Origin of the sequence: uncultured Shimia sp. (assembly GCF_913054185.1) — a bacterium.
Classification (GTDB): domain Bacteria; phylum Pseudomonadota; class Alphaproteobacteria; order Rhodobacterales; family Rhodobacteraceae; genus Shimia.
This window is the reverse complement of the sequence record NZ_CAJXIV010000123.1, coordinates 1-10,562: the sequence shown is the minus strand read 5'-3', so window position 1 is coordinate 10,562 and position 10,562 is coordinate 1. Positions and strand designations below refer to the sequence as shown.

Here is a 10,562-nt window from a genome sequence, read left to right as displayed (position 1 = left end):
GCCAGCTTGCGGGAGAGCTGGTCAAAGATCGTGTCAAATGGCAGGCCAAGGTGAAAACGGCGTACCGGAATGGAGAGCAGTTCACCCATACGGCGGTTCCATCCAACCAAGCGGGCTTCGCGGTCAAAGACCCCCACCCCCTGATCCAGGTGTTCCAAAGTGGCTTTGATCAGGCGGGCTTGATCGTCGAGCAGGCGTTCACGTTCTTGCCGCTCAATCAACATCATGTCAGTGACATCGGTTTGCAGTACCACCGTGCCGCCGTCTCGCGTGCGATGCTCTGAGACCTGAATCCAGCGATCCCCCGCAAGAGGAGCGTTGAATACAACGTGCTGCTCTTTATGGCGTAGCATGCGCTGGTTGGCCCATTGCGCAGCCGTCGTGCCGTCTGGCAGTTCCAAGAAGGCGCTTTGAGAGACAATGTCGACGTAGTTGCGAAAAGCCAGGCCGGGTTTGAACCGCGCGTGGACGTCGCGCATATGTTTGCCAAAGCGTGTGTTGCAGAGCACCAACTTTTCATCGGCGTCAAACAGCGCGAAACCTTCTTGTACAGTTTCGATCGCGTTTGCGAGGTTGGCCCGAGCGGCTTCTGCTTCGGCGTTGGCATGGGCGAGAGAGGCGTTGGAAGTGTTGAGCAGGTCTAGCGCATGTTCCAGCTCGCGTGTGCGGGCTTGGACTTCCTCCTCAAGCATCACAGCGCGTTCAAATTGAGCATAAGCCACGCCGGTTGTGTCCGGGCCGGCCTCGGCGCGGCGCATGAGCGTATCGACAATCTTGAGAAGTTTCTGGTTTTGGCGTTCCAGGGAGTCTTTGGGGTCGATCAAAGTTGCGTCTGTCATTTTGGTTTTAGTCCGTTTCCGGCGGGTAGATGGCAACACCCGTGAACGTCTGGTTGACGTGCATCGAATTGACCTGCTCCCCGTAAGTGGAAAATCCAACAACGTTGTGTTTGGCAAGCACGCGTGAAATGTCTCCGGTGATCTGCTTTTGCGTGGCCTCGACGCGGCGCAGAACACAATCACAACCCAAAATGGTGGCAGGTGGCACTGGAGTGGTCAGTGCGCTGAGCTCTCTGTCCAAGTGGGCAACCATATCTTCGGGTTCGGCCAAGGTGAGCACAACGCCTTCGTCGATGGCGGAGAAAAATTGCAGATCGCCGTTCTCCGCAACGCGCTGAATCGCACGCACGTGGGTTTGTTCCCCGATGCGCACGACCACAGGATGGGCCGCGAAGGTGAATGTGGAGAGCTGTTCGGGATCTTTACCAAGGATGCGCCCATATTCACGCGCAGCCGGTTCGGCGTTGATTTCATACACGCGCCGTGTGGCCGGATTGGCGCCGGTCACGACCATGCGTTGCTCGGTTGGCTGTAGGTGATCGGTTTTGAAGACTTGTACGGGGCAGTTGGAGCGCAGTTGAACAAGCACGGCCGCGTTGCTGTGAAATTGGGACTGATAGAGAACATAGGTTTTCTGGAAGTCTTCTCCGTCGCCGGCGGACCCGCCAAACAATGGCACCGGGCCCAAGCCCATGGAAAGGTCAGCGGCAAGTGCGTCTTCGCGGGTGGAGAGCCCATCGACCATGAGGAAGGCAAACTCTGACGTCCAGTGAGGGTGGCCGGCGGCCAAAGCTTTGCGGTTTTGGATCATCTCGGTGATGCGGACTTCCGCGTTGATGTCCGTAAGGTCCTCCACAAGTAATGTGCGGGCGGCAAAGTGGGTCTTTGGCAGGCCAATGGCCACAATTTCCCCCTCGGTATAGCCGTTTTCCGCGAGTTCCCCAGCGGTGGTGCAGCCGACAACCTCGGCAGCGTCAAAGCGTCCAGTGATCTCTGTGACAAAGCGGTTGAGGTCCGCTTTGGGCGAGATGAACAGGATGACCAACGCAAAAGGCTCTGCTCCCAAAGCGGCGACCAATTGGTCCACGGCATCCGGGGCGTCACACGGGGCAAAACCTGTGCGCACAATTTGAGACTTGGCTAAGGGTGTGCTGGCATCCATGCTGGCGTTCCTCCCGCAGCATTCCTTAATGCCGCTTTTGGCAGGTTAGGCTGCCTACCCGCTGCTGCGCAAGTGCTCCTCAAAGCTGGCTTCTTTGGCGATCAGCACGGCCTGTGTGCGCGAGTGAACGCCAAGTTTGCGCATGATTGCAGTCACATGAGCTTTCACGGTGGTTTCAGCAATCGACAGCTCAAAAGCGATTTGTTTGTTGAGTTTGCCTTCGCAGATGAGGTCCAGGATGCGGGCCTGCTGGGTGGTCAAGCTGGCCAGGCGGTCAACCGCGTCTTTTGTGGGGTCGTCCTCGTTGCAGGATGGCATGTGGCCTTCTGGCATGAAGACCCGGTCCTCTGTCAAAGCCTCCAGAGCGCGGCGGAACATGTCACGTTGGCTGTGCTTGGGGACAAATCCAGCCGCGCCGGCATTCAATGCGGCGTTGATGATCCGCGTGTCAGCCATGGACGACACCACCAGCACTTTGGCGCTTGTGGCTTTGCGGAGACGAAGCAGACCGTCAAATCCGTCCACGTCCGGCAGGTTTAAGTCCAGCACCACCAGATCGGGGTGGGGGCCGTGTTCGAGCTGGTCAAGCGCGTCGGAGAGGCAGGGGGCTGTTGCAACCTCTGTGATCGGGGCGATGGCTTGTAAGGTCATAACCAAAGCGTCGCAGAACAGCGGATGGTCATCGACCACAAGCGCGTGGGAGAACCGGTTCAGACCTGAGGGAATAGTTTCGTTAGACATAACGACAACCTAGCAGAGCAGGCAAGCAGGCCAAAGGGGGGCAAAGGTCGTAACAGGTGCGGCAATTGGGGATTTGTTCCGAGGTGGCCCATTGGCGGGGAGTTGCCGAAGAGATCTTTCCCCCTTGGTGCAATCGTGCCTCGCGCTTAGGTAGTTAAGGACAACATGAGAAACACAGTTGGGAACAGTGATATGGTAGGTTCAACGAAGATTTCCGCAGGCCTAAAGGCTGCTATGGTATTGGCAATGTGCCTTGGGGCTGGCAGTGCGATGGCGGATTTTCAGACGCTCAATGGATCTGTCCTATACCGGGAAAAAATAGCGCTGCCACCGGAAGCTTTTGTGGAAGTTACGCTGGAAGATGTCAGCAAGATGGACGTAAAATCAACGGTTTTGGCGAGCCAAACCTTGAAGCCAAGCGGACAGGTGCCAGTGGCTTATCAGTTGACGTATGATGATGAGATGGTTGATGCGCGCGGCCGTTATTCCGTCCGGGCGGTGATCCGCGTGGGCGACGATGTGATGTGGCGTAGCACACAGAGTTTCGCGGCATTAACTGGGGACGCCCCCGAGACCGTGGATGTTGTGGTGGAACAAATGGTTCAACGTACTGAAAACGCCCTGAGCGGCAGCGATTGGGTGGTTGTGCAGATGAATGGCAACACCGTTCAAGAGGCGCGGGTGCCAGCGTTGAAGTTTGATCGTGATGGTCGCGTGAGCGGCACCAGTGGCTGCAATCGTTTTACAGGAACTTACACTGAAAAAGGGGGCTTTTTGGAGTTTGGGCCGCTGGCGACAACCCGTATGGCATGCCCCGGTGCCCTTGGTGAGCAGGAAGTGGCGTTCTTTCAGGCCCTGACAAAAGTGACCGGGTTTGGCATGCGTGATGGGCACAAGGTGCTGCTTGACGCCAGTGGTGCGGTGGTGATGCAATTGTTGGCAGAATGACGCTCGGCAAGTGAGCGTGGGCTGATCCAAATCAAAGCTGGCGGTGAATAATTTTGTCAAAGCTGCCGCCAGCTACTTAAAGGAGACAGCCCATGCTGCGTTTGGCATCGATTCTACATCTGTTTATTGGGTCCACTTTGGCCGGTGTTGGCGTTATCGCCGCCTTGGTTACCGGAGTGAACACCGGTTTGGGGCTGTTTCTGTACGCGATCGTTGGCTTTGTGATCGCCTTCCCTGTGAGCTGGAAAGTGGCGCAGGTGCTTTACGCGCGCTGATCCAGATCCAGCCAGGCTTGCACTGATGCGATAAATTCACGCGGTTTTTCCGCGTGTAGCCAATGGCCAGCATCGGTGATTTTGGCAAAGCGGGCCTTGGGGAATTTGTCGCGGATCGTGGGGCGGTATTCGTGGGTCACGTAATCTGAAGTTGCGCCCGACAAGAACAGTGTTGGGCCGCCATACATGCCGCCTACATCCGGGAAGTTCAAGATTTTGGGCATCTCGCGGTCGAGCACATCGAGGTTGAGGCGCCAGCGTTGTTCTTTCACATCCAAGGATTGAGTGAAGAAGGTTTGTAGCGTGGTGTCATCGAGATTTTCAGCCAGTTGTGCCATGGCATCGGAGCGTTTGCTGACTTTTGACAAATCCACCGCGCGCATGGCTTCGATGTTTTGGTTCTGATCATGGCCGTAGGCCACAGGCGCGATGTCAGCCACAATCAGGCGGTTGACCAAGTCAGGTTGAGTGAGGGCAAGCACCATGGCGGCTTTGCCCCCCATGGAGTGGCCAAGCACATCCATGGGCTTGCCTTGCGCCTTGATAACCTCAGCCAAATCAGCGGCCATGTCTTCGTAAGAATGGCTGTCAAACCAGGGGCTTTGGCCGTGGTTGCGCTGGTCCACACAGAGAATACGGCGGGTGGCGGAAAGCCTTTTGGCAATGGCGCCCCAGTTTCGGCCGGAGCCAAACAGCCCGTGTACAATCAGAAGGTCCGGTTCAGCGGTGGCAGTGCCATGTTCGATAAAGTTCAACATGGAGGTGTGATAGCGCGCTCCGCAGGCAGGTTCCAGAGTTGAGTGTTTTGTCGGTGCGGTCTAGGGTGCGCGGATGATGACGACGCAAGACATTCAGGCCAAAGAGGCCAGACTTTTGGAGTTGGCCAAAGAGAAATTTGGCGTACGGGCCAAGACCTTGAGCCGGGCGATGAAGAAGATTGGACGGCGTGTGCCGTCTCGTTTGCACCGACAGGCGGAAGTGTTTGTCGAGGCGCAGCGGCTGGGTGGGCATCCGAAGTTGTTGATGCAGGTGGACGCGGCGGCCGTGGGCAAAGCGTTTGACGAGATTGTTGCGCATCTGGAGACCATTGATGTGGCGGATCGGCGCAAAGGGGCGCTGCTTAATCTTGCGGCGGCGCTGAGTTTCAACCTGATGGTTGTTGTTGTGCTGGTGATCCTCGTGCTGCGCTGGCAGGGGCTGATCTAGCCTGTCTTTGGCGTTTTGGGGCAATCCCAGACAATTGTTGGTGCACCGATAAAGCGGCCCATACGGGTGAGTTCGGCATCCAGCTTGGCCGCGCGAGCCTCGGTCCAGCGTACGCCGGGTTCAGACCAGAGTTGCGTAACTGTGATCTCACCTTTTTTGCGATTGGCCTTGGCTTCCAGGCGACCAACAAAGCGATCTCCTTCCAAAAGCGGATAGACGTAATACCCCCATTGTCGCTTGGCGGCTGGGACAAATATCTCAATGCGGTAGTCAAAACCGAAAAGGCGCGAGAGCCGATCACGGTCGCGGATCACCGGGTCAAATGGATTAAGGATACGTAGGCGGGAGGTGGGGGCGGTGACCTGCTCTAAGCGCTGGGCAATGTCGGCGGGGGCTTGCATGGGCAGCCATTGCCGGTTGGCGGTTTGCACTTCGACGTCGATCAGATCGGTTTTTGCCATCCACTTTTTTACGTCGGCCGTGTCTATGGCCTCCCAGAAACGCTTGATGTCGCCGGAGGTGGCAAAACCAATCCGGTCGAGCGCCTGGGTGCAAAGCCAGTTGATTTGCTCATCGTGGTCAATTTGCTGTGCGCGCAGTGCATCGGGGATCACGCGTTCTGGCAGATTGTAGAATTTCTTGAAGTTGTGGCGATAGCAGGTGGCCAGCTCGCCCGCATACCACAGGTAATCCAGGGCCTGTTTGTGTGGGGGGCGGGACCACATTTCTTTGGGGCCTTCGATTTTGGTGTCAAAAGCTTCAGTGGACAAAGCGCCCTCGTCGGAGATGCGGGACTTGATGTCGTTGGTGTTGACCTTGGTAAGGGCGGATTTGAACCAACCCTTTTGATCCATGCGGGACTTGCGGCGCTCGAATTGCGCGCGCCAATAGGGATAGGTCTCAATGGGCAGGACGCTGGCATCGTGGGTGAAATGCTCAAACACCGTGCGGTCCTCGGCCAGAAGCTTGTTCAGCATTGGTTCGCGGTAGTTCTGGTTGCGCGACCACAGGATGTGGTGATGCGCACGTGACAGGACCTGAATGCTGTCCAGCTGCACAAACCCCAGTTTGCCTATGATGGCGCGGGGATTGGCGGGACCAATGGGGGAGTCAGACAGGCCTTGCAGAGAAAGCCAGAGGCGGCGGGCGTCACGGTTTGAAATGCGAAAACTCATGGGCGCACGCTAGGGAGTTTTTTCGAACAAAGGAAGAACATTCTGTGATGTGGAGCGGAGCTTGGCATTTCTTCGTGGCGCGCGTATTTGTGAACGCAGTTCAAAGTGTGGGGCAATATGGCTGGCAAGGTGGCAGAGCGGCGTGCGGCGTTGCGTGTGCGGTTAATCGAATTGGCGGAAGAGCAGATTGCGGCGGGGGGCTTGTCGTCTCTCAAAGCACGCGAGCTGGCCGCAGCGGCGGGCTGCGCTGTTGGCGCCATCTATAACGTGTTTGAGGATCTGCACGGTCTGGTGCTCGAGGTGAACGGGCACACGTTCAAGAAACTCGGTGCGGCGGTATCCGCCTCATATGATGGCAGCGAAAGCCCGCGCCAACGGCTCATTCTCATGTCCAATGCCTATCTGGAGTTTGCTGCCGAGCATCCAAAGCTGTGGCGTGCGTTGTTTGATGTGGAGATGACAGAGGGGGGGGCGGTGCCGGAGTGGTATCTGTCGTCTTTGGGGGGGCTGTTCAACAATATTCGCGCGCCGCTGTCGGAGCTTTATGCAGAAATGGGCGAGGAAGAATTGGGATTGATGACCCGGGCGATGTTTTCTGCGGTGCATGGAATTGTGCTTCTGGGGCTGGAGAATCGCATCTCAGGCGTGCCGTCAGAGCACATACGCACGATGATTGCGCAGGTTCTGTCCCGAATTGGCCCGGAGGTGGCCTCAGAAGTTTAAGCAAAATCAGTTGCTTCAAAGAATTATGAACGTCGTTCAAAAATTTACTTGAACGACGTTCAGGAAAATTCTATCACTCCATTTGTGAACGATGTTCAAAAAATTGGAGCGACAGATGTTCGGTACTTTGAAAACATTGATTGTGGGGGCAAACGCCCGAGCTGAGGAACAGGTGCGTGATGTGTATGCCATTGAGTTAATTGATCAAAAAATTCGTGAGGCGAGCGCAAATCTGAAGGCAGCAAAAGTGGCGTTGGCTGGGTTGATCCAGCGGGAACGCAGTGAACTGCGCCAGATTGAAACTTTGGAAGGCCGTATTTCTGACCTGCTGGCGCGCGCCAAGTAGGCTTTGACAGGGGAGCGTGAAGACCTTGCAAAACAAGCGGCGCAGGCGATTGCGGATCTGGAAAATGAGCTGTCGGGGCGTCAGCAAACTCAGGCGCGGTTGGAAGCACGGATTTTGCAGTTGCGCCAGAGTGTGGAAACAGCCCACCGCCGCATCATTGACTTGAAGCAGGGCGCGGTATCTGCGCGCGCTATATGCAAAGAGCAAGGCATCCAACGTTCTGTGAACCGCCATCTGGGAGGCGACAGCCCGTTTGAGGAAGCTGAAACGCTGATCTCGCGGGTGATGGGCGAAGATGATCCCTTTGAGCAAGGAGAAATCCTGCGAGAGATCGACTGCGGCCTGAACCATGGCGATGTCGCCGGTCGCATGGCGGACGCCGGGTTTGGGGTCGCAAGCAAAGCCACGGCAAGTTCCGTTCTTGATCGCCTTAGAACCCAAGCGAAATAGAACCTGCCTCTTGGCAAAACCTGACTTTAAGACGCGAAAATTGGAGAAATAAAATGACTGATCGTAATGACAATTCCACCATCGTAATGCTCAACGTGGCCGGTGTGGCTCTGGCCTATGTGTTGCTGGGGATTTCACTCTGGCTATCCACTGACGTGCCGTTGTCGACCAAGGGCTTTTGGGGCATGGGCATTGTGCTTTTGACCATCAGTCTGATCAACGTGGTGAAATACCGATTTGATGGCCAGCAGCGCGAGGATCGCATCCGCCGTATTGAAGAAGTGCGTGATGAAAAAATGCTGGAAGAGGCGCTGTTGGATACGAAGTCAAACGCCTAGGTCTCAGAGTTTCCAACACGGCACCCGGGGTTGCGCCCGGGTGTTTTCTGTTGCGGGGTTAGGTTTTGGCCTCAGCCATGAGCCATTTTCGAAGCGCGCGCTCTTTGCCACTAAGGGGACGGGGCAAAGTGACCAAATGATATCCTAGGTCCGTGCGCGGCAGGCTGGAAATCTGCACAAGCGTGCCAAATGCCACTTCGCGTTCCACAAGGGATTTTGGGTGCACCGACACGCCCAAGCCCGCGACGGTCGCGGAGAGTACAAGCTCGTTGGTTTCCAAAGACGTCATTTCAACCGTGTCGAGGTCGAGGCCAGCGTCTTCGACGACCTTCCGCCATTCCAGCATGTGCAGGTCCATCAGCCATGGGTGATGACCTGCGTCAGCGAGGCTGAGATTTGCTGTTTGATTTACAAGCTTTGGGGAAGCCACAACCCAGAATTCGCCGGATGTCAGCAGCTCACTGGTCACTCCGGGCCATTGTCCGTTGCCAAAGCGGATTGCCATGTCAAAGCCGTCCCGGCGCAGGTCGATCAAATTGACACTGGGGTTGATGCTGAGCGAGATTTCCGGGTGCTTCTGCCAGAAACCACCAATACGCGGCATGAGCCAGTTGGCCGCAAACGACGGTGTGACGCTGATGCTAAGCGGGCGATCTTCCTTTGTGCGCTGAAGGGCGGACACGCCTTCGGAGATGATTTCAAACCCCTCAGAAAGGTGTTGAGCGAGGTGGCGCCCATTTTCGGTGAGCGCAACGCCGCGCCCAGAGCGAAACAGCAAAGGCGTAGAAAGGTCAGTTTCCAATGTGCGCACGTGTTGGGCGATGGCTGCGTGAGTCACGTTCAACTCCCGCGCTGCCGCGCTTAGGTTTTGGTGGCGCGCCGCGGCTTCAAACGCCCGGAGGGCCGCGAGTGAGGGGAGGGTGGACCAATCCATACTGTAACTCCAACTTACATATCGAAAGCCATATTGAATCGCTTTTGGTGCGATAGTCCACCATGTTTGAAACAGATCAACACAAGGAGTGTCAGATATGTTGGGAATTCTTTCAAATAGCTTTCAAGTTGCCACCCGTCAGGAACGTTGGGGTGGTGAGGACACGGCGGCGCCGACAGATCGCAAATTGCAAGCGCATTGGCGCGAAGACCGGCGCGAACGCTTTGCCCCCAAGAACATTTCGGATCAGACGGCGGAGAGTGCGCGTCCCAAACTGTTTGGATGGTGACTCGGGCAGAAAGTTACAGCCTCTGCCACTCCATGAGGTGGAGGTAGGGCGCGCGGTTATACGTCTCGCTGCGCGCCCCTCCAATGGCCCTTGGTTCGTCAAAATGTACAAGCTGAAAACCGGCGGAGAGCATGGCCTGCATGTAGAAAGACAGCGGGCGGTGCCAATTCTGAATGCGGATACCGCTCCATTCTGCCCAACTGGGAAAACAGTCTAAATAGCGGTCCATGATCAGAGTTGTTGTGCCGTCGGGTTTCATTTCTGGATAGCCATGCGCTTGGCTGGCTGTGGTCCAGGGATTCAGGTTTGCGACTAGCAAGCGCCCGCCAGATCGCAACACACGATGACATTCTTGCAAAGCAGTGGGGATGTCGGGGATGTCGATGAGCGACAGGTAGCTGACCGTCATGTCGAAGCTTTGATTGGCAAAAGGCAAGTTCTCGGCGCTTGCGATTTGGTATTCTGCTCCCCCTTGAGCGTTTGCTTGTGCGATGAGGGCCTCCGTTGGATCAATGCCAACGACGCGGTCTATGTGCGGGGCGAGTTTGCGACTGAAGCGGCCTTCGCCACAGCCCAAATCCAATAGGGCATTGGGACTGGCAGCGTGTACACGGGCCAACATAGGAGCATCCAATACATGTTTGCGACTGAAATCCCCGTCCGCGCCTTGAGAGGCAATCCAGGCTTTGGCGGAGACGTCCCATCCGTCACTCATTGCGCTTCTCCTCAGATACAAACAGCCCAAACAAAAAGGGCCGCCGCTGAAATGTCCAGCGACGGCCCAATGATTTTTGCCACCCGTTGTTTTACAGGTTCGGGTACAGCGGGAAGCGGGCGCAGAGCTCGGCCACTTTGGCGCGTACAGCAGCCTCGACCTCGGCGTTGCCGTCTTCGCCGTTGGCGGCCAGGCCATCGACCACTTCGACAATCATGTCAGCGATGGCGCGGAACTCGTCTTCGCCAAAGCCGCGGGTGGTGCCAGCAGGAGTGCCCAAACGCAGGCCGGACGTGACCATTGGCTTTTCCGGGTCAAATGGAATGCCGTTTTTGTTGGTGGTGATGTGCGCGCGGCCCAGAGCTTTGTCGGCGATGTTGCCGGTCACAGCCTTGGGGCGCAGATCCACCAGCATCACGTG

Annotated in this window: 15 protein-coding genes and 1 pseudogene; 8 read left to right on the top strand and 8 right to left on the bottom strand. The window is 56.5% G+C overall.

Annotated elements, in window-relative coordinates; translation table 11 throughout:
* The 3 genes from QZ517_RS18525 to QZ517_RS18515 all read right to left on the bottom strand — a co-directional run.
* On the bottom strand, window positions 1–839 hold an 839-nt coding region (locus QZ517_RS18525; protein ID WP_294229998.1), incomplete at its 3' end, for a PAS-domain containing protein.
* A gap of 7 nt (window positions 840–846) precedes the next feature.
* A complete protein-coding gene (locus QZ517_RS18520) occupies window positions 847–2,001 on the bottom strand; it encodes an FIST N-terminal domain-containing protein (RefSeq protein ID WP_294229995.1) in 1,155 nt (384 codons plus the stop codon).
* A gap of 54 nt (window positions 2,002–2,055) precedes the next feature.
* Window positions 2,056–2,742, bottom strand: a complete 687-nt coding sequence (locus QZ517_RS18515; RefSeq protein ID WP_294229992.1) for a response regulator transcription factor — start codon at window positions 2,740–2,742, stop codon at window positions 2,056–2,058.
* Window positions 2,743–2,934: 192 nt separating this feature from the next.
* Between QZ517_RS18515 and QZ517_RS18510 the strand changes: the two genes are divergently transcribed.
* Both QZ517_RS18510 and QZ517_RS18505 read left to right on the top strand, forming a co-directional pair.
* Window positions 2,935–3,690 (top strand): META domain-containing protein, encoded by a 756-nt coding sequence (locus QZ517_RS18510; RefSeq protein WP_294229991.1) that lies wholly within the window; start codon window positions 2,935–2,937, stop codon window positions 3,688–3,690.
* Between the two features lie 92 nt (window positions 3,691–3,782).
* Window positions 3,783–3,965, top strand: coding sequence for a CTP synthetase (locus QZ517_RS18505; protein WP_294229988.1), 183 nt, complete (start codon window positions 3,783–3,785; stop codon window positions 3,963–3,965).
* Here the strand turns inward: QZ517_RS18505 and QZ517_RS18500 are convergent.
* Window positions 3,953–4,723 carry an alpha/beta fold hydrolase gene (locus QZ517_RS18500; protein ID WP_294229985.1) on the bottom strand — a complete coding sequence of 257 codons (771 nt, stop codon included), beginning with the start codon at window positions 4,721–4,723 and terminating at the stop codon, window positions 3,953–3,955. The two genes, QZ517_RS18505 and QZ517_RS18500, sit on opposite strands and share 13 nt — an antisense overlap.
* 73 nt (window positions 4,724–4,796) lie before the next feature.
* Between QZ517_RS18500 and QZ517_RS18495 the strand changes: the two genes are divergently transcribed.
* On the top strand, window positions 4,797–5,171 hold the full coding sequence (locus QZ517_RS18495) for a hypothetical protein (RefSeq protein ID WP_294229982.1): 375 nt from the start codon (window positions 4,797–4,799) through the stop codon (window positions 5,169–5,171).
* Here the strand turns inward: QZ517_RS18495 and QZ517_RS18490 are convergent.
* Window positions 5,168–6,346: a crosslink repair DNA glycosylase YcaQ family protein gene (locus QZ517_RS18490; RefSeq protein WP_294229979.1), complete on the bottom strand. Its 1,179-nt coding sequence runs from the start codon at window positions 6,344–6,346 to the stop codon at window positions 5,168–5,170. The genes QZ517_RS18495 and QZ517_RS18490 overlap by 4 nt on opposite strands.
* Window positions 6,347–6,463: 117 nt before the next feature.
* On the opposite strand from QZ517_RS18490, the gene QZ517_RS18485 reads away from it, so the two are divergent.
* From QZ517_RS18485 to QZ517_RS18475, 4 genes are all read left to right on the top strand, one after another.
* Window positions 6,464–7,069: a TetR-like C-terminal domain-containing protein gene (locus QZ517_RS18485; RefSeq protein ID WP_294229976.1), complete on the top strand. Its 606-nt coding sequence runs from the start codon at window positions 6,464–6,466 to the stop codon at window positions 7,067–7,069.
* Between the two features lie 115 nt (window positions 7,070–7,184).
* The gene (locus QZ517_RS20100) at window positions 7,185–7,415 is read left to right on the top strand and encodes a hypothetical protein (protein ID WP_366766362.1); all 231 of its coding nucleotides are present in this window, start codon (window positions 7,185–7,187) and stop codon (window positions 7,413–7,415) included.
* 3 nt (window positions 7,416–7,418) lie between these two features.
* Complete coding sequence (locus QZ517_RS18480; protein ID WP_366766361.1) at window positions 7,419–7,865, top strand: hypothetical protein; 447 nt, start codon at window positions 7,419–7,421, stop codon at window positions 7,863–7,865.
* Window positions 7,866–7,918: 53 nt separating this feature from the next.
* Window positions 7,919–8,203, top strand: a complete 285-nt coding sequence (locus tag QZ517_RS18475) for a hypothetical protein (RefSeq protein WP_294229973.1) — start codon at window positions 7,919–7,921, stop codon at window positions 8,201–8,203.
* A 58-nt stretch (window positions 8,204–8,261) separates the two neighbouring features.
* On the opposite strand, the gene QZ517_RS18470 is transcribed toward QZ517_RS18475, so the two are convergent.
* On the bottom strand, window positions 8,262–9,137 hold the full coding sequence (locus tag QZ517_RS18470) for a LysR substrate-binding domain-containing protein (RefSeq protein ID WP_294229971.1): 876 nt from the start codon (window positions 9,135–9,137) through the stop codon (window positions 8,262–8,264).
* A 97-nt stretch (window positions 9,138–9,234) separates the two neighbouring features.
* Here QZ517_RS18470 and QZ517_RS18465 point away from each other — a divergent pair, with 97 nt between their 5' ends.
* Window positions 9,235–9,426, top strand: a complete 192-nt coding sequence (locus QZ517_RS18465; protein ID WP_294229970.1) for a hypothetical protein — start codon at window positions 9,235–9,237, stop codon at window positions 9,424–9,426.
* Between the two features lie 13 nt (window positions 9,427–9,439).
* On the opposite strand, the gene QZ517_RS18460 is transcribed toward QZ517_RS18465, so the two are convergent.
* Window positions 9,440–10,141, bottom strand: coding sequence for a class I SAM-dependent methyltransferase (locus QZ517_RS18460; RefSeq protein ID WP_294229967.1), 702 nt, complete (start codon window positions 10,139–10,141; stop codon window positions 9,440–9,442).
* A 91-nt stretch (window positions 10,142–10,232) separates the two neighbouring features.
* Window positions 10,233–10,562, bottom strand: a pseudogene (glyA, locus tag QZ517_RS18455) (serine hydroxymethyltransferase); the annotation flags it as partial.